16 protein-coding genes are annotated in these 18,453 nt (G+C 59.9%); 7 read left to right on the forward strand and 9 right to left on the reverse strand.

The genetic code is table 11. The features are described from left to right. Window positions 1–33: 33 nt before the first annotated feature. Both QSV77_RS20370 and QSV77_RS20375 read right to left on the reverse strand, forming a co-directional pair. Window positions 34–729: a tellurite resistance TerB family protein gene (locus tag QSV77_RS20370; protein WP_046802057.1), complete on the reverse strand. Its 696-nt coding sequence runs from the start codon at window positions 727–729 to the stop codon at window positions 34–36. A gap of 109 nt (window positions 730–838) precedes the next feature. After that, window positions 839–1,477 carry a 2-dehydro-3-deoxy-phosphogluconate aldolase gene (locus tag QSV77_RS20375; protein ID WP_052820675.1) on the reverse strand — a complete coding sequence of 213 codons (639 nt, stop codon included), beginning with the start codon at window positions 1,475–1,477 and terminating at the stop codon, window positions 839–841. A 172-nt stretch (window positions 1,478–1,649) separates the two neighbouring features. Between QSV77_RS20375 and QSV77_RS20380 the strand changes: the two genes are divergently transcribed. The 3 genes from QSV77_RS20380 (at window position 1,650) to QSV77_RS20390 (ending at window position 4,257) form a co-directional block, all read left to right on the forward strand. After that, window positions 1,650–2,138 (forward strand): CYTH domain-containing protein, encoded by a 489-nt coding sequence (locus QSV77_RS20380; RefSeq protein WP_142841805.1) that lies wholly within the window; start codon window positions 1,650–1,652, stop codon window positions 2,136–2,138. Beyond that, complete coding sequence (locus QSV77_RS20385; RefSeq protein ID WP_302734858.1) at window positions 2,122–3,030, forward strand: CHAD domain-containing protein; 909 nt, start codon at window positions 2,122–2,124, stop codon at window positions 3,028–3,030. Before QSV77_RS20380 ends, QSV77_RS20385 begins: the two co-directional genes overlap by 17 nt. 282 nt (window positions 3,031–3,312) lie before the next feature. Next, window positions 3,313–4,257, forward strand: a complete 945-nt coding sequence (locus tag QSV77_RS20390) for a rhodanese-related sulfurtransferase (protein WP_142841803.1) — start codon at window positions 3,313–3,315, stop codon at window positions 4,255–4,257. A gap of 98 nt (window positions 4,258–4,355) precedes the next feature. On the opposite strand, the gene QSV77_RS20395 is transcribed toward QSV77_RS20390, so the two are convergent. The 6 genes from QSV77_RS20395 to QSV77_RS20420 all read right to left on the reverse strand — a co-directional run bounded on the left by QSV77_RS20395 (window position 4,356) and on the right by QSV77_RS20420 (window position 11,007). Continuing rightward, window positions 4,356–5,543 carry a Gfo/Idh/MocA family protein gene (locus QSV77_RS20395; RefSeq protein WP_302734859.1) on the reverse strand — a complete coding sequence of 396 codons (1,188 nt, stop codon included), beginning with the start codon at window positions 5,541–5,543 and terminating at the stop codon, window positions 4,356–4,358. A gap of 21 nt (window positions 5,544–5,564) precedes the next feature. Beyond that, window positions 5,565–6,617, reverse strand: a complete 1,053-nt coding sequence (locus QSV77_RS20400) for a sugar phosphate isomerase/epimerase (protein ID WP_302734860.1) — start codon at window positions 6,615–6,617, stop codon at window positions 5,565–5,567. A 145-nt stretch (window positions 6,618–6,762) separates the two neighbouring features. Beyond that, on the reverse strand, window positions 6,763–7,836 hold the full coding sequence (locus QSV77_RS20405; protein ID WP_302734861.1) for an ABC transporter ATP-binding protein: 1,074 nt from the start codon (window positions 7,834–7,836) through the stop codon (window positions 6,763–6,765). Between the two features lie 17 nt (window positions 7,837–7,853). Continuing rightward, entirely contained in the window at window positions 7,854–8,702 is an 849-nt protein-coding gene (locus QSV77_RS20410; RefSeq protein ID WP_035220775.1) for a carbohydrate ABC transporter permease, read from the reverse strand. Next, window positions 8,695–9,633, reverse strand: a complete 939-nt coding sequence (locus tag QSV77_RS20415) for a carbohydrate ABC transporter permease (RefSeq protein WP_065117675.1) — start codon at window positions 9,631–9,633, stop codon at window positions 8,695–8,697. The genes QSV77_RS20410 and QSV77_RS20415 overlap by 8 nt, the downstream gene beginning before the upstream one ends. 72 nt (window positions 9,634–9,705) lie before the next feature. After that, on the reverse strand, window positions 9,706–11,007 hold the full coding sequence (locus QSV77_RS20420; RefSeq protein ID WP_142855804.1) for an ABC transporter substrate-binding protein: 1,302 nt from the start codon (window positions 11,005–11,007) through the stop codon (window positions 9,706–9,708). Between the two features lie 196 nt (window positions 11,008–11,203). Here QSV77_RS20420 and QSV77_RS20425 point away from each other — a divergent pair, with 196 nt between their 5' ends. From QSV77_RS20425 to QSV77_RS20435, 3 genes are read left to right on the forward strand one after another with little or no spacing between them, the layout of a single operon-like run. After that, entirely contained in the window at window positions 11,204–12,403 is a 1,200-nt protein-coding gene (locus tag QSV77_RS20425; RefSeq protein ID WP_302734862.1) for an ROK family transcriptional regulator, read from the forward strand. A gap of 54 nt (window positions 12,404–12,457) precedes the next feature. Beyond that, the gene (locus QSV77_RS20430) at window positions 12,458–13,558 is read left to right on the forward strand and encodes a Gfo/Idh/MocA family protein (RefSeq protein ID WP_302734863.1); all 1,101 of its coding nucleotides are present in this window, start codon (window positions 12,458–12,460) and stop codon (window positions 13,556–13,558) included. 17 nt (window positions 13,559–13,575) lie between these two features. Then, on the forward strand, window positions 13,576–14,217 hold the full coding sequence (locus tag QSV77_RS20435; RefSeq protein ID WP_003523774.1) for a ThuA domain-containing protein: 642 nt from the start codon (window positions 13,576–13,578) through the stop codon (window positions 14,215–14,217). A gap of 172 nt (window positions 14,218–14,389) precedes the next feature. Here the strand turns inward: QSV77_RS20435 and QSV77_RS20440 are convergent, their stop codons facing one another. After that, the gene (locus tag QSV77_RS20440) at window positions 14,390–15,748 is read right to left on the reverse strand and encodes an amidase (RefSeq protein ID WP_302734864.1); all 1,359 of its coding nucleotides are present in this window, start codon (window positions 15,746–15,748) and stop codon (window positions 14,390–14,392) included. 345 nt (window positions 15,749–16,093) lie between these two features. On the opposite strand from QSV77_RS20440, the gene QSV77_RS20445 reads away from it, so the two are divergent. Then, window positions 16,094–18,436, forward strand: a complete 2,343-nt coding sequence (locus QSV77_RS20445) for an EAL domain-containing protein (RefSeq protein ID WP_302734865.1) — start codon at window positions 16,094–16,096, stop codon at window positions 18,434–18,436. Window positions 18,437–18,453 lie beyond the last annotated feature (17 nt).

The raw sequence follows: 18,453 nt of genomic DNA on the forward strand, positions 1-18,453 counted from the left end.
GCAGGGCAGAGGGGGGTGAGCCCCAACTTCGACCTAGACCTTCGCCGCCACCACGGTCGCCTCAATGTGGTCCACGAGCGCATCCGGCAACCCCAGCCGCCCGGCAAGAAGATCGAGATAACCCCGCTCCGCACGCGTATCGGCCTCGATGGCAAGCCGCGAGGCGGTATAAAGCTCCACTTTCTGCTCTTCGGTGCGAGCGGCAGCCACCAGTGCGTCTATATCCAGCGGATCGGCCAGTTCCTTTTCGAGGAACCGCTCTGCCTCGGTATCGAGGCCGGAGACCTGTACCTTGTCCATGATATTGGCGCGCTCCTTCTCATCGATATGACCGTCTGCCTTGGCGGCAGCGATCATCGCCTGGATGAGTTTCAGGGCAAAATCGTTGGAAAGAGCGGGCGACTGCGGATGGAAGGCGGAATCGGCGGGGGGAGCAAGCAGTTCCGGCTCGGGTTTCGGCGCGACTTCGGGCGCCTGACCGGACTTGTAATTCTTGTAGGCGAGATAACCGAGGCCGGCGATGGCGGCGACACCGCCGATGGTGGCAACATTGCCGGCGAGCTTGCGGCCGGTCTTGGTGCCCAGAATGGCGGCGGCGAGAGCACCGGCCTTGAGGGGATTGTTCTTGGCGATATCGGCGGCCTGCCCGGCTCTGTCACGGACGCTTCCCGAAAGGCCCGGCACCTGCGAGCCGAGGAATTGTTCAAGAAGCTTCTTGGCGTCGAACATCAAAATCTCCTGTAGAGGTCAAAATCTACAGGTGAGATAGGAAGCCGCGGCGCGAATATAAATGTCAAACCCGCTCACGCCTTCGTGAACGGGTTTGAAGCAATGTCAATCAGCCGCGCAGTGCTGCGGCTTCAGCGGCGAGCTTGGTGATGCCAGCCCAGTCGCCGGTCGCCACCAGTTCGCGTGGTGCAACCCAGGAGCCGCCGACGCAGACGACGTTCGGCAGAGACAGATAGTCATTGGCATTCTTCAGCGAAACGCTGCCGGTCGGGCAGAACACCGTACCGGCGAGCGGCGACGACAGCGCCTTGAGGTAAGGCGCACCGCCAGCCTGTTCGGCGGGGAAGAATTTCAGGACCTTGTAACCCTCATCCCGCAGCGCCATGACTTCGCTGGCGGTGGCTGCGCCCGGAAGCAACGGCACGTTGGAGCCGCGCGCCGCCTCCAGCACGCTTTTATTGATGCCGGGGCTGACGATGAAGGTGGAGCCTGCTTCGGCAGCGGCTTCAAAATCCCGGGCGTTGAGAATGGTACCGGCACCGACATTGGCGCCTTCCACTTCCGCTGCAACCGCGCGGATGGCATCCAGTGCCGCCGGTGTGCGCATGGTGATCTCGATTGCCTTCAGGCCGCCTGCGACCAAAGCGCGCGCGAGCGGCACGGCGGAAGCGGCATCATCCACGATCAGCACCGGCACGACCGGCTGAAGTTTGAGGATGGAAAGAAGTTTTTCGGAGTCCTGGGCCACGATGAGCCTCCCTTGCGCGATTGAAACGATTGAAATCCCGTTTACCGATTAGCCTGCCCCGGCTATGATGTCGAGGCATGGCAGGGCCATTTTTTATCCAGATACTTCAATCAATTCGCTTCTTCGCGACGTCATCTTGCGATAATCTGGCGCACCAGTTTGCGGAGACAGCATGGCCAAGGAAATTGAACGGAAGTTTCTTGTTGCAGGCGGTGAATGGCGCGATGAGGTGACGCATAGCATGGCTTTCCGGCAGGCATATGTCGCTTCGCTGGAAAATCGCTCGGTCCGGGTCAGGATCGTCAATGGGCGTGATGCGACACTGACCATCAAGATCGGCGCAAGCGCACTTGTCCGGGACGAATATGAATATTCCATTCCCCTCAAGGACGCGGAAGAGCTGATGGCAAGCGCACCGGGTGTGGTGATAGAAAAGACGCGTCACACCGTTGATCATGGCGGTTTCACCTGGGAAATCGATGTTTTCGAAGGCCAGTATCAAGGGCTGGTCGTCGCCGAAGTCGAAATGAACGATGAGAACGCCAACCCGGACCTGCCCGCTTGGCTCGGGAAAGAAGTGACGGGTGACCGTCGCTTTTCCAACCAGTCGCTCGCCATGGACTGTTCGAGTGGAGACTTGCCGGATGCCCTTCAGGATTGATCCGAAAAAGCCCTTCGGCGACGAGATCCGCCGCGCCGGGCTGGAACTGATCGAGGATGCGATCACCATTCTGCGCGACCAGCCCTCGGGATCACATGAGGCGGTGCACGATGCGCGCAAGCGCTTCAAGCGGCTGCGGGCCCTCTACCGCCTGATCCGCAAGGCGGCGCCCGATTTCAGCCGCGAGGAGAATGCCCGTTTCCGCGATATCGCCCGTTCACTGGCCTTCGCGCGGGATGCGACGGCGCTGGTGGAAACGGCGGAATATCTCGAGGCTTTTGCGCTCTCCGACGCGCAGGGTGAGGCGTTGCGATCGATCACGGCAATGCTGCGCGAACGTCGCGACGATGCCCTCAACCACGAGGTGGATCTTGACGACGCCATAGCGGCGGCGATCGCCGGCTGCGAGGCGGGGCACGAAAGGCTTGAATCTCTCTCCCTGCCGGATGACCTGAAAAAGACGGCCAGGCTGGTGAGAAGCAGCTGGGCAAAACAGCGGGTGAAGGCGCGAAAAGCGCTCTCGGATTGTCGCGACCAGGCGGATGTCGAGCATTTTCACGAACTGCGCAAAGCGGGGCAGACCCACTGGATGCATCTTGGCCTCATGCGCCGCCTCTGGCCCTCCGCCATGCGCGCCAAGCGTGCCGATACCAAGCGGCTGGTCGATATTCTCGGCAATGAGCATGATCTTTCGGTCCTCGCCGCCGTTGCCGACCGGGAACCGGACCGTTTCGGCAATGGCGAGCGTCTGGCGCTTCTTCTCGACGCGATCATCGTAAGGCAGCAGGCGCTGCGCGCGGAAGGTCTTGAACTGGCGGACGAGGTTTTTTCCGAGTCCCCTCGCACCGAAAGCCGTATCGTCGGCCTTTTGTGGCGGCAGGCGGCGAAATAGACCGGCGACGGCGATGTTGGGAAAAGGCGTCACACCACATTCGGCGTCATCCTCGGGCTTGTCCCGGGGATCTGCTACGTGTCGGTTTACGCTCCGTGCTTAGATCCTTGGGGCAAACCCAAGGATGACGGAAGCGAGGTCTTATCCTCTCGCCCATGCCGGATTTGAGGCACCAACCACCTGCCATTCGCCTCTTTCCCCTGGATATTTGACGATTTTCAAAATGCTCGCCGCAGCGGATAAATATTGCTTTGCGGCCGCCGTCGCTGTATTTCAGCGCCCATGACCGACACGACCATTCTCCCCCGCCCGGAAGTCTCTGGTGATTTCCTTGTGGCCGCACTTTACCATTTTGCCCGCCTGCCGCGGTTCGAGAGCCTGCGCGAACAGCTGTTCGAGCTCTGCCAGAAAAACGGCGTCAAGGGCACATTGCTGCTGGCCGCCGAAGGTATCAACGGCACGATTGCCGGGCCGGATGCGGGCATTCACACGGTGCTTGCCTTCCTGCGCGCCCAGCCGGAATTTGCCGCGCTGGAGCACAAGGAAAGCCGCGCTTCGCACATGCCTTTCGTGCGGCTGAAGGTGAAGCTCAAGAAAGAGATCGTCACCATGGGCGTGCCTGACATCGATCCGAACCGCATCGTCGGCACCTATGTCGAGCCACAGGACTGGAATGCGCTGATTTCCGATCCGGACACCATCCTCATCGATACGCGCAACGACTACGAGACCGCCATCGGCGTCTTCAAGGGCGCGGTCGATCCGCAGACCAAGACCTTTCGCGAGTTTCCCGACTGGGTGAAGAACAATCCCGGCCTGCACAACAAGCCGAAGATCGCCATGTATTGCACCGGCGGCATTCGGTGCGAGAAGGCCACCGCCTTCATGAAGGAACAGGGTTTCGATGAGGTCTATCACCTCAAAGGCGGCATCCTGAAATATCTGGAAGAGGTGCCGGAAGAAGAAAGCCTCTGGGAAGGCGCCTGTTTCGTCTTCGACGAGCGCGTTTCGGTGGTGCACGGCCTTGCCGAAGGCAACCACCAGCTTTGCCATGCTTGCCGCAACCCGATAACGCCGGAAGTACGCCTGTCACCCAAATTCGAGGAAGGCGTTTCCTGCCCGAGCTGTTTCGATGACCGCACGGAAGAGGACCGCCAGCGTTTCCGCGATCGCCAGCAGCAGATCGAGCTGGCGAAAAAGCGCGGCGAGCAGCATCTGGGACGGTAAACCATCGGCGACGGACATATGGTCGGTTTATTGATCGACCCCGCGCCATCTTCTGCCCCGGGCGGAGAGAAGATGGCGCGGTAACGTCATGTCCAGTCTTACAGCTTCACCCAGCCGCCATTGTTTTTGCCGGATTCGATGCAGGCAGTAACGAAGGCAACGCCCTTTACCCCATCATCAACGGTCGGATAGATCACCGCCTTGTCCAGCGCTGTGCCGGTGCGGCGGGCCTCGATGGCATGGGCTGCCTCGGTATAGATGGTGGCGAAGGCTTCCAGATATCCTTCCGGATGGCCTGACGGGATGCGGGTGACGCGGGCGGCGGCGGCCCCGGCGCCAGCACCACCGCGGGTGATCAGCTGTTTCGGCTCGCCCAGCTTCGTAAACCACAGATAGTTCGGATCGGCCTGCGTCCACTCGATGCCCGCCTTGTCACCATAAACACGGATCTTCAGACCGTTTTCGTGGCCGACCGCAACCTGGCTGCACCAGAGCAAACCCTTGGCGCCCTGCTTGCCGTCTTTGGCCTTGAACCTAAGCATGACATGGGCATTGTCGTCCAGCCGACGTCCTTCGACGAATGTATGTACATCCGCTGCCAGTTCATCGGCTTCCAGACCGGAAATGAAGCAACCGAGATTATAGGCATGGGTGCCGATATCGCCGGTGGAGCCGCCGACGCCGGATTGGGCCGGATCGGTGCGCCAGACGGCCTGTTTCGCGCCAGTCTGTTCCACCGCTTCCGTCAGCCAGTCCTGCGGATATTCCATCTGCACCAGACGGATTGTGCCGAGTGCACCGGACTGTACCAGTTCCCGGGCATGCCGCACCATCGGATAACCGGTATAGTTATGGGTGAGGATGAACAGCGCATCAGCCCTGTCGGCCACGTCCTTCAGCTTTTTGGCGTCTTCCAGATTGGAGGTCAGCGGCTTGTCGCAGATGACATGGATGCCGCGCTCGAGAAAGGCTTTCGCAGCCGGATAATGCACATGATTGGGCGTGACGATCGCCACCGCCTCGATACCATCCTCGCGCAGCGCTTCCTTCTCGGCCATTTCCTCGAAGGAGCCATAGCAACGCTCGGGATCGAGCCCCAGCTCGCGGCCGGATGCGAGGGATTTTTCCGGCGTTGAGGACAGGGCCCCCGCCACAAGATCGAAACGATTGTCCAGCCTTGCCGCCATACGATGGACGCCGCCAATAAACGCGCCCGAACCGCCACCGACCATACCAAGACGAATCCGCTTGTTCGCCTTGTCGGTTGTCTTTCCTTCAATAGCCATAATATCTCCCCTGAGATGCTTTCAAAGCCCAAGCATACGGCGGTTGGCCGCATCGTCGGTGCCACCAGATGCGAAATCGTCAAAGGCTTTGTCCGTGACGCGGATGATATGCGCCTTGACGAATTCCGCCCCTTCGCGGGCGCCGTCTTCAGGGTGCTTCAGCGCGCATTCCCATTCGACCACGGCCCAGCCGTCGAAATCATTGGCCGCCATTTTCGAGAAGACCGCACCGAAATCCACCTGCCCGTCGCCCAGCGAACGGAAGCGACCGGCGCGCTCCACCCAGCCCTGATAACCGCCGTAAACGCCCTGCCTGCCGGTCGGGTTGAACTCCGCATCCTTGACGTGGAACATCTTGATACGGTCTTTGTAGATGTCGATATTGTCGAGATAATCGAGGCATTGCAGCACGTAATGCGACGGGTCGTAGAGCATGTTGGCGCGACTGTGGTTCTTCACCCGCTCCAGGAACATCTCGAAGGTCACGCCGTCATGCAGGTCTTCGCCCGGATGGATTTCGTAGCAGACATCCACGCCCTGCTCATCGGCATAATCAAGAATAGGCGCCCAGCGTTTTGCCAGCTCGTCAAAGGCGGCTTCCACCAGCCCGGCCGGACGCTGCGGCCACGGATAAACGAACGGCCAGGCAAGCGCACCGGAGAATGTGGCATGTGCCTTCATGCCGAGGTTTTTCGAGGCTTTCAGCGCGAGCTTCACCTGCTCGACGGCCCATTGTTGCCGGGCCTTGGGGTTGCCGCGCACTTCAGGCGCTGCAAAGCCATCGAAGGCCTCGTCATAAGCGGGATGAACGGCAACCAGCTGGCCCTGCAGATGGGTGGAAAGCTCGGTTACTTCCACACCGTTCTGGCGCGCCACGCCGGCGAACTCATCGCAATAATCCTTCGATTCCGCCGCTTTTTTGAGATCGATCAGCTGCCCGGCCCATGTCGGCACCTGCACGCCGGCATAACCCTTTTCCGCCGCCCATTTGGTAATACCATCCCAGCTATTGAAGGGGGCAGCATCACCGGCAAACTGGCCGAGAAAAAGACCCGGTCCCTTGATCGTTCTCATAAAATAACCTCCCTGTATCGATACAGTTGAGCGGTAAAACCGCTTTGACTCCCAGCGCCAAGCTAACCGCTCGTAATTTTCAGACAAGCCCCAAAAGCGGAGGGGCGAGAGAATTTCGCTATTTCACTAAAAAAGCGAAGTAGGTTTAAAGCGCCAGCCCGCTGGCCCTGTCGAACACATGCACGCGCTCATGATGCACGGTGGCGGCAAAGGGTGCGTTGACCTTCACCAGCTGCTCGCCATCCACCACGGCCGTCACCTGATCACCCGCCAGTTCAAAGACCACATGGGTCTGCGCACCGGTTGGTTCCACCAGTACGGTGCGGCCGGAAAGCGAGATATCACCGCCAATGGTCGAGCCGATATGTTCGGGGCGAAGCCCGATCGTCACCGGCTGACCGCGCTTGACCTTGCGTGTCGCGGCAATGCGGATCGCGGTGCCGTCCTTCAGCCGGGCGGCGGGCTGATCGCCCTCGCCATCGACCACGCATTCGATGAGGTTCATGGCCGGGGAGCCGATGAAGGCGGCAACGAAGAGATTGGCGGGCGTCTTGTAAAGTTCCAGCGGCGTGCCCTGCTGTTCGATACGACCGTGATTAAGCACCACCACCCGGTCCGCCAGCGTCATGGCCTCGATCTGGTCATGGGTGACATAGATGGACGTCGTGCCAACTTTCTGATGCAGCGCCTTGATTTCGCTGCGCATCTGCACGCGCAGCTTGGCGTCCAGATTGGAGAGCGGCTCATCAAACAGGAAGACCGCCGGGTTACGCACCACGGCGCGGCCCATGGCGACGCGCTGGCGCTGGCCACCGGAAAGCTGCGAGGGCTTGCGATCCAGAAGCTTGCCGAGATCGAGCATGCGGGCGGCTTCCGCCACGCGTTCCTCTATGACGTTTTTCGGCTGGCCGGCGAGCTTCAGATTGAAGCCCATATTTTCGGCCACCGTCATATGCGGATAAAGCGCGTAGGACTGGAACACCATGGCGATGTTGCGCTCGCGCGGCGTCATGCCGTTGACCACCCTGTCGCCGATGAGGATATCCCCGCCGGTGATTTCCTCCAGCCCGGCGATCATGCGCAGCAGCGTGGACTTGCCGCAACCGGAAGGGCCGACCAGCGCGATGAATTCACCATCCGCTATATCAAGCGAGATGCCGTGGATAACATCGAGCGAGGCATAGGACTTGGTGATATCCTTAAGTTCGACGGAAGCCATTTTTTGCTCCTTTCAGGTCACGATTTGACGGCACCGGCCGTCAGGCCCGCGATGATGTGTTTTTGTGCGAGGAAGAAGACGATGACGGTCGGCAGGATCGTCAGCGTGATGAAGGCGAGCACCAGCTGCCACTCGGTTCCGAATTCGCCACGATAAACCATGATGCCGAGCGGCCAGGGATATTTCGATTCCGAATTCAGCATGATCAGCGGCAGGATATAGCTGTTCCAGCTGCCAACGAAGGAAACGATGCCGACGGTGGCGACGATGGGTCGCGAAAGCGGCAGGGAAATGTGCCAGAAGAAGCGCAGATACCCGCAGCCATCCACGAAGGCGGCCTGAAACAGTTCCTCCGGCAGATTGCGGAAATAGTTGCGGAATAGAAGAATGCTCATGCCAAGCCCGAAGGCCACCTGCGGCAGCACCACACCCCAATAGGTGTCGAGCAGGCCGAGATCGCGGATGCGGATGAACAGCGGCAGGATGGCGGTGGCCGCCGGGAACATCAGCCCCAGCAGGAAATAATTAAGCAGGAAGGACGAGCCGAAGAACTTCACATGCGCGAAGGTGAAGGCTGCCATGGCCGAAACGGTGAGCGTCAGGAACACCGTCAACAGCGCGATGACCAGCGAATTGAAAATCTGCAGCCAGTAACGTTTGCCGAAGAGAATATCGCCGTAATTGGCCCATTGCCATTCCGCCGGAATGCCGAACGGGTTGACGCGCAGGTCTCCCAGCGTCTTGAAGCCGCCAAGTGCGGTGGTGAGCAACGGGATGAGCACGATGGCCGCGATCAGGCTCAGCGATATATAGAGATAGAGCTTGGTTTGCAGCGGCATGCGCACGGAGGTGGATGTGTCAGTCATGGCGCATGAAAATCCTTTTGTAACCGAAGGCGAGCGTCACGCAGATGACGAAAAGAACAACGCCGACCGCACTGCCAAGCCCCACCTGCATGCGCATGACGCCGTAAGTGTAGAGGAACGTGACCATGGTCTGCGTGGAGTTGGATGGACCGCCGCCGGTGAGCGGCATGATCATGTCGAACAGCTGCAATGAGCCGATAACCGCAAAGAAAACGGAAAGACGAACGGTGGACCCGAGCATCGGCAGGGTGACATAACGGAACTTCTGCCAGCCGGAAGCGCCATCGATTTCGGCAGCTTCCAGCACGTTCTTGTCGACGGACTGAAGGCCGGCGATGAACAGCATCATGTGGAAACCGAAATATTTCCAGACGATGACGCCGAGCACGGCATAGATAGCCACATCCTTGTCGGCCAGCACGTAAGGGTTGGCAAAGCCGAAGAAATTGGAAATGGCGGCAAACAGGCCATAATCGCCGTCATAAACGAAACGCCAGATCAGACCCGCGGCCACATCCGCCAGCACATAGGGCAGAAAGAACACCAGCCGGAAGGCAACGACGCCCGGAATGCGGTGTGCCAGCATCGTGGCGAGCCAGATGGCCAGTGGAATCTGGATCAGAATGGAAATCAGGATGATGAGGCCGTTATTCAGCAGAGCCTGCGAGAAGGCGGCATTGCCGAACAGGACCTGAAAATTCCTTAAGCCGACGAAATCCGTCGGCGTGCCATAGCCGTTCCAGCGATAAAGGCTGTACCACGCCGCCTCACCCATGGGCAGGATGACGAACAGGGTAAAGAGCAACAGTGCCGGCGGCAGAAACACCAGAAGGGTCAGCGCCCGGTCATGCGCAACCGAACTTTGCTTGCGCTTCGCCTTTGCCGCGCCGCGCGCCGGTATGGACGCAGAAGTCATGGAAATATCCGTCATCTCTATCCGTTTTCTTTTATGCAGATATCGCGGCGCCGCGTTTTAACGCGGCGGCCGCAATGCAGGTGACAATCAGCGAAGCTCGAAAGCATCCTGAATTTGCTTGGCACCCTCTTCCGCGCTCATCTGGCCGGAGACGATCTCGACGGAGACATCATTAACGACGCGGCCAACGGCAGCACCCAGCGTCTGATCAAAGAAGTTCTGGTGCCAGGTGGAGCCGGCAAGCTGCTTGGCCGAATCCGCCAGCAGCGGGTTTTTCACCGCACCGTCAGCACCCGTCGCAACCGGCAGGATCATGCCGGCTGCCGCCATCTTCTCTTCACTTTCCTTGCTGGTCAGGAATGTCGCGAAATCGATGGCTTCCTTGGAAGCGTTTTTCGTGACTGCCCAGCCGTTCAGGCCGCCCAGCGTATCGGTTGCCTTACCGGCACCGCCTTCGACAGCAGGGAATGCGAAGCGGCCAATATTGTCGGCGGCAAGTCCTTTGCCATCACCGGCATTCTTGCGCTGGTTGGCTTCGGTATTGTCAAAACCGAGGATCATCGCCGCCTTGCCGTCACCGAAGACGCCGAGCGCCTGCGGCCAGGTGGAGCCGAGATAACCGGGCTGGAAGGGTTCCAGCTTGCCAAATTCGGCCAGCTGCTCGCCGGCCTTGATGATGGCCGGATCCATGAAACCTTCACCCTCACCCTTGCGGGCGGCATCAAACACGGCCTGCCCGCCATTGCGCATGACGAGGTAGCTCCAGTAGAAATGGATCGGCCATTTTTCACCGCCGCCACCGGCAATCGGCACGATGCCGGCTTCCTTGATCTTTTTGACCGTTGTGCCGAGATCGTCCCAGCTCTTGATGTCTTCCGCCTTCACGCCAGCCTTGGCAAACAGCTCCTTGTTATAAAAGAAGCTGACGAGGCTGACCTTGTAAGGCACGGCCCAGACCTTGCCATCAAAGGACAGTCCGTCGATCGCCGAAGCATTATAGGCCTGCCGCAGCTTGCCGCCATCGGCGTCGAAAACCTCGGTCAGGTCCTTCAGTGCGCCGGTCTTGGACTGTTCCTCAAGAACGCCGCCGCCCCAGCTATAGAAAAAATCCGGAACGTCATTGGATTGCAGCAAAGTCGGCAACTTCGCCTTGAAGGCTTCGTTTTCCAGGAATTGCAACTGCACATCCACATCAGGGTGCTTGGTCTCGAAATCCTTGGCAATCTCCTCCCAGACGGCCACGGCTTTCGGGTCCAGTTCCACATGCATCCATTTAACCACCGTCGCGGCCGAGGCGCTGGCGGTGCCGAGCATGAGAGCAATGCTTGTCGTTGTGGCAAAGCCTGTCAGCCTGCCGCTCAGGCTTGCGCCTGCGTGCCAAATCGTCATGATGGTGATCCTCCCTCGGGGATTTCCTCATTTATTCCCCAATGCGGATTAATTCACATTAGCCCTCGCACAATGTCAAGGCGCTATGCCGATTTTTTGCGCGAACCGCTTGACACACCCCTCCCCTAGACCGTTATTTAATCCGCAACCCGACATAAATCGGTTCTCGAACCAGCATTGATCGCAGCAGGACACCATGAAGACCGCAGACCCAGAATTGATGCGCGCGATCAACAGACTAAGCGTGCTGGACAGCATCCGCCGCCACGGGCCGATCTCGCGGGTGGAAATCAGCGAAAGAACGCAACTTTCCACCACCACCGTTTCGGCGATTACCGCCTCGCTGCTTGATGACGGGCTTATACTGACCCGTCATCTCGGCGATATCCGTACCGAAGGCGCACGCGGCAGGCCGCGGGTAATGCTGGAGCTGAACCCGGATGCGGCCCGCGTGGTGGGCGCCAAGATCGCCGCAAGCCGCATGGTTTTCGTTGTCACCGATTTCTGCGGTAATGCGCTTTCCACCCTCGCCCTGCCGATCCGTGTCGACCGCCAGCCGATTGGCGTCATCGCCGATCTGGTGGAGGATGGGGTTCGCCGCTGCGTGGTCGATGCCGGCCTGTCGCTGGAAGATGTCGACATGGTCTGTCTCGGCCTTCCCGGCGTCATCGAGCATCGCACCGGGAAAATTCGCAGCAGCCCGATTTTGCGCGAAGTGAACGTCAATTTCGCCGAGGAAATGACGGCGCGGCTGAGCTCGCCGACCATCATCGAAAGCGACGCCCATGCGATTACCCTTGCCCACCACTGGTTCGGCCATGCGCGCGATCTGGAAGACATGGTGCTGATTTCGCTTGAACAGACGCTCGGGCTTGGCGTTTTGCACCAGAACCAGTTGTTTCGCGGCGCCGGCGGCCTCAGCCACAATCTCGGCGACCTCGTCATCGGTCTTGCCAATGAAGGCACGGTGCGGCTGGCGAGCCAGGCCGGCGAAAACGCTATTTTAGGCTCGCGCCCGGTGGACGGGCGATTTGCCGAGGCAATCCGGCTCGGTCGCGGCATGCAGCATGCCCATGCGCTGATTGCGGCTGAAGATCACGATCTCATTGCCGCAGCCCTGCGCGCCGGCGCGGCGCTGGGCCTGACACTTGCCAATATCGTTACATTGTTTGCACCGCCGCGGGTCATCATCACCGGCTCCAGTCTCGAACTGGGCGAACCCTTCATCACCAGCATCCGCGACAGCTACAACGCCGCTGTGCCGCCTTCGCTGGCCGGCGTCGCGGAGCTGGTTTTCGACGTTGCGAGCGATGAGTTGTGGGCGCAGGGGGCTGCAGCCGTAGCACTCTACGAACTTTACGAATCACCATGGAACACGACGGGACCGGCGCTCTAGCCATCAGGGCGGAGCGGCAGGCTTAGACATTTCTGATTTACGGGAGGAAATCACATGAACAGGGTCGGTATCGGCATCATCGGCTGCGGCAACATCTCCAGCGCCTATCTCAAGGCCATGGCGTCGTTTCCCATTCTCGACATTCGCGGTCTTGCGGATATGAACGCGGCGGCGGCGAAAGCCCGCGCCGATGAGTTCGGCCTTCAGGCAACCAGCATCGACGCGCTTCTCGCCGATCCTTCCGTGGAGATCATCGTCAACCTGACGATCCCCAAGGCGCATGTGGAGGTGGGGCTGCGCGCGCTCGACGCCGGCAAGCACGCCTATTCCGAAAAGCCGCTCGGCATCAATTTCGCCGAAGGCAAACGCCTTGCGGATGCGGCAAAGGCCAAGGGCCTGCGCATCGGCTCGGCCCCGGATACCTTCCTCGGCGGCGGGCACCAGACCGCACGCCGGCTGATCGATGAGGGTGTGCTGGGCCAACCGGTTGGCGGCACGGCCACCTTCATGTGCCCCGGTCATGAGCGCTGGCACCCCAACCCCGCCTTTTATTACGAGGTCGGCGGCGGGCCGATGCTGGATATGGGTCCCTATTACATCACCGATCTCGTCAACCTGTTCGGCCCGGTCGCCAAGGTTGCGGGTTTCGCCATCGCCCCGCGTAATGAACGCCTCATCACCAGCGAACCGAAGAACGGCGAAAAAATTCCCGTTCATGTTGCCACCCATGTCTCCGGCGTGCTGGCGTTCCAGAATGGCGCCGTGGTGCAGGTGGGCATGAGCTTCGATGTGGCGGGCCACAAACACGTGCCGCTGGAACTCTACGGCACCGAGGGCACTTTGATCGTGCCCGATCCCAACCATTTCGGCGGCGAAGTGCAATTGCTGAAAAAGGGTGGCCAGTTCGAGCCGCAGGCGCTGTCGTCACCCTATGCCGACGGCAATTACCGTTCCATCGGCGTCGCCGACATGGCCCATGCGATCCGCGAGAACCGCCCGCACCGCGCCAATGGCGATCTGGCCTTGCACGTACTGGAGGTCATGGAAGCCTTCCAGACGGCATCCGACAGCGGCACAACCGTTTCCATCACCACCAAGGCGGAGCGCCCTGCTCCGCTTGAAACATCGCTGGTCGACGGCCAGCTCGGTAAATAATCCGGAGGAGAAAATAAATGCGCGAAGCACTCATCGTCTGGGGCGGCTGGAGCGGCCATGAGCCGCAGGAATGCGCCACCATCGTCAAGGACATGCTGGAGGAGGACGGTTTCAAGGTCTATGTGGAGCACTCAACCGAAGCCTTCGCCGATCCTTCGGTACATGATCTGAGCCTCGTCGTGCCCATCGTCACCATGTCGAAGATCGAGAAGGAAGAGATCAAGAACCTCACGGCCGCCGTCGAAAACGGCGTCGGCATTGCCGGTTTCCATGGCGGTGCGGGCGACAGTTTCCGCGAATGCGTCGAATACCAGTTCATGATTGGCGGCCAGTGGGTCGCCCATCCCGGCAACATCATCGACTATCACGTCAACATCACCCGCCCCGATGACCCGCTGATGGAGGGGATTTCCGATTTCCCCTACACGTCGGAGCAATATTACATGCATGTCGACCCCTCCAACGAGGTGCTGGCGACGACGAAATTCACCGGCGACCATGCCTGGTGGATCGACGGCGTGGTGATGCCGGTGGTGTGGAAACGCAAATACGGCAAGGGCCGGGTTTTCTATTCGGCGCTCGGCCATCAGGCCAAGGAGTTCTCCGTGCCGCAGATGAAAACCATGTTCCGCCGCGGCGCCAACTGGGCGGCTCGGTGACACGATGGCTGGAGGTGGTCAGCTATTCTCTCCGTCATGCCGGACCTGATCCGGCATCCAGCCGCCGCGCGTCTGCGCGGCGTCAGGAACCTTTCGCGATCAAAGACTTGATCGCGCTGGCCCCCGGATCAAGTCCGGGGTGACAGGGTGTGGCTATGTGTGCCGCACTCTTTTAGCCCCGAACAATCTCTTCCGCAGCCATCGCCACACCCAGCAGGTGATCATCCGTCCCATGCAGGCCGGAAAGCAGCAGGCCGACCGGCATTTCTGCCTCGCCTGTTCCACAAGGGATCGAAACACCACAGAGATCGAAGAAATTGCCGATCTGGGTGTTGCGCAGGGTTTTCGCATTCATGGCGAAAAAGGCATCGTCATCATCGATGAGCGGCGCGACCTTTGCCGCGACATGCGGCAATGTTGGCGAGACTAGAAGCTCGTGCCGGCCGACCATGCCGGAAAACGCCACCGTCATGCGTTCGCGCGCCTCGAGAATGGCGATATAGTCAGGCATGGAGATATTCGCACCAAGCTTCGTTCGGGCAACGACGCGCGGGTCCATACGGGCGGCATCCGCACCTTCCAGCCGGGCTTTATGCAGGGCAAAGGCTTCCGCCGTTACCAGCGCGCCTTTTTGCCTGATAAGATCAAACAGTTCCGAGAAAATCGGGAATGCCTGCCGCCGCACCGAAGCGCCGGCACGCACCAGCCGCTCCACCGCCTGCTCGAAGGCGGCCGCAACATCATCCTCGATACCATCGAAAAACACTGTCTCCGGCACCACCAGCGACAGGCGGGAAAGAGGTGTGTGCGCCACATCAGCCGTGGCCTTGCCGCGCATGGCCGCATCCACCCAGACGGCATCCTGCACGGTGCGGGTGAGCGGCCCGAGTGAATCAAGGCTTTTCGCCAGGGGATAGACGCCGCGCATCGAATAACGGCCGCGGCTTGCCTTGTAGCCCACCACGCCGTTGAAGGCGGCGGGAATGCGCACTGATCCGCCGGTATCCGTACCGATCGCCACCGGCACCAGACCGGCGGCCACGGCCGCACCCGCGCCGGAGGACGAACCGCCGGGCAAACGGTGGCCATCCTGCGAAGCGGGGTTACGCGGCGTGCCATAATGCGGGTTGATGCCGAGACCTGAAAAGGCAAACTCGCTCATATTGGTGCGGCCGATTGAGATCATGCCCGCCTGTTTCAGCGCCGTTACCACATCTGCATCGCGGGACGCCGTTGTGCTCTCCGCAAGCACTGCCGATCCGGCCGTGGTCGCCATGCCCTCGAGATCGAAAAGGTCCTTCCAGGCCACCGGAATACCATCAAGTACACCACAGGAACGGCCGTCGCGAATGCGTTTCGATGCCGCTTCCGCCTCCGCCATGGCGCGCTCGGCCGTCAGGCCGATAAAAATCGCCTGGTCGTCGTCCTGACCGATCACATCGAGCGTCTCCTCCACCAAACTACGAGGGTCGAGATGGCCGCTCTGGATGAGAACGGAAAGTTGCGCGATGTTTTTGCCCCTGTGAGCCATGATATCTTCCCTGAAACCGGCATGTTGCGCACAACATGCCGTTTCTCCGCTGCTTGGCAAGGTCAATTCTCGTCCCCCTGCAGCCGGGAATCCACCTTGAAGAACACGTAAAGCGTGTCATAAAGTCTTGGTGGTGTCGCTCCAGAATATAATCGTCAGCACCCGGTTTTTTCAACTCAGGGTGCAGGCAAGCAGCGCCTTATATAAGCGACGACTATAAAAAGACGGATTAATTCTTAATCGCATCTAAACTTTGTTGAATTATTTAGCAGACAGCATTGAAATGCATGCCCTATAAAATTCCATAAAACAATCATAACGCGACATCGCGGGGGAATATCGCGAATGGAAGAGACTGCCTATCGGGGGATAGATAGACAGACTGAACCCGGCCACACGCTTGACTCAACGACGCAGCCGGAAAATGCCCGGTTTTCGCGCCGCCGTTCGCTTGCCAGCAAGATAACTCTCATATTTCTGGGCGGTGTGATCTTTTCCTACAGCATCGGTGCGCTCGTCGGCTGGTACATGTTCGTTGCCGCCGCCAGCGAGCAATGGCTCAATCAGGCCCGCGTCAATTCGCAGATCGCCAGCGCGACGCTGCGCAGCATCTACACCTATGTCAGCGTTACCGCCGACGAGAGCGGTCAGGTCAACGGCATATTGACCGACAAGCCGATCGGCGACGACGAATCCATTCTCGTTACCGGCTTCAATCCCAGCGATGTTCTCGCCCTCATCGGCGCGCAGACCAAAAATGCCGTCTGGCTTTTCCGCTATGACGAGACCGATTCCGGCTTCAGGCAGATCGCGGCAGCCTTCGACAACGCCACCGATGACGCCGAAAAGCCGCTCGCGACGGATCCCATTTTCGCGAAGGATGGTGTGGCGGCGCGTTTTGCCACCGGCTTTGCGACCATTGGTGAGTCCAGCCATTACATCGGCCTGCTGCCGATCATCAGCACGGAAACAAAAAAACCGATCGGTGCGGTCGCTGTCAGTATCGGCGGTTCGGATGCACTTTACGGCGCGCAGCGCAAGCTGATCTACAATTCGCTCGCCGCCCTGATCGTGGTGCTGACGGTCACGGGCGTGCTTGTTACGGTGATCGCGAGGCATTTCCTGAAGCCCGTTCCGGCTCTGGTACAGGCGACGCTGCGGATCGCCCGCGAGGAAACCGATATTGTCACGCCGTTTCAGGAACGCAGAGACGAGATTGGCGACATGGCAACCGCGATCGAAACGCTGCGCGAAGCGGTTCTGGAACGCGGGCGCCTCAGGCAGATACGGGATATGGCCGAGCAGCTGGAACATATGGCGCATCACGATGCGCTGACCGGTCTTCCCAACCGCGTATTGCTGATGAAGACGCTGGAGAACCGTCTCGAACATCTTGCCGTATCCGGTCAGCCATTCAACGTCATGCTGCTCGATCTCGATCGCTTCAAGGCCGTCAACGATACGCTGGGCCACGCCGCCGGCGATGCGTTGCTGGTGGCCGTCGCTTCACGGATTTCCTCCGTGCTCGGTGAAAACGACATGGTGAGCCGGCTCGGTGGCGACGAATTCGCCATCATTCAGGCGGGAAGCAACGACTACCGGACAGATGCGGCCCTGTTGGCAAAACGGGTGGTGCACGCGGTCTCACGCAGCTTCAATCTCGAAGGCAGCGACATCAGCGTCGATACCAGCATCGGCATCGCCTGCGCACCGGACCACGGCACCTCCGCCACCCAGCTTCTGCAGCAGGCCGATCTCGGACTTTACCGGGCGAAATCCATGGGCTGCGGCCTTTTCGTATTTTACGAGCCCGGCATGGACATGGCCGCGCAGCACAAGCACGCGCTGGAAATAGACATGAAATCCGCCCTCGAAAACCACGAATTCGAGCTGCATTACCAGCCCGTGGTCAACCTGCAGAGCGGCCGCATCGTCGCCTATGAAGCGCTGGCCCGCTGGCGGCACAGCAAGCTTGGCCTCATCACGCCGGACCGCTTCATCGCCATTGCCGAAGAAAACAACTTCATCAAGCCGCTCGGCGAATGGGTTCTGGCGCAGGCCTGCATGGATGCCATGGCCTGGCCGAAGGATATCAGGCTGGCCGTCAACCTCTCCGCTGTCCAGCTCGGCAATGATGACATCGTCCCCGTTGTCGATCGCGCCCTTGAAACATCCGGCTTCCCGGCGGAACGGCTGGAACTGGAAGTGACGGAAACGGCAATGCTTGAGCGCGACAGCAGCGCAAGAGCGCTGAAGCTGTTGAAAGAAAGGGGCGTCCGTCTCGCCCTTGACGATTTCGGCACCGGCTATGCCGGTTTGAGCACGCTGACCCATGTGGCCTTCGACAAGATCAAGATCGACCGCGAATTCGTCTCCGGCTTGCCCGCAAATCCCATGTGCTCGGCGATCGTCAACACCATCATCGACATGGCTGATCAGATCGGCCTGAAGGTGACCGCCGAGGGCGTGGAAAACAGCGAACAGGTTGCCGCACTGGAACTTTGCGGCTGCGACGAGGCGCAGGGTTATTATTTCGCCGAACCGGCGCCACTTGCGCATATCCTCAAAAATCGCGCCATCATCACGCCGGCCGGGAAAGACGGGTTCGGCAGCGGAGGCGACCAGTCGCTGCGCGACACCGGGCGTCCAATGCAGGAAACCTATAACCCGCCACAAAAAGCGATATGAGAAACCGGCCGCCGGCC

The sequence above is a fragment of the Agrobacterium sp. V1 genome (genome assembly GCF_030518355.1).
Classification (GTDB): domain Bacteria; phylum Pseudomonadota; class Alphaproteobacteria; order Rhizobiales; family Rhizobiaceae; genus Agrobacterium; species Agrobacterium cucumeris.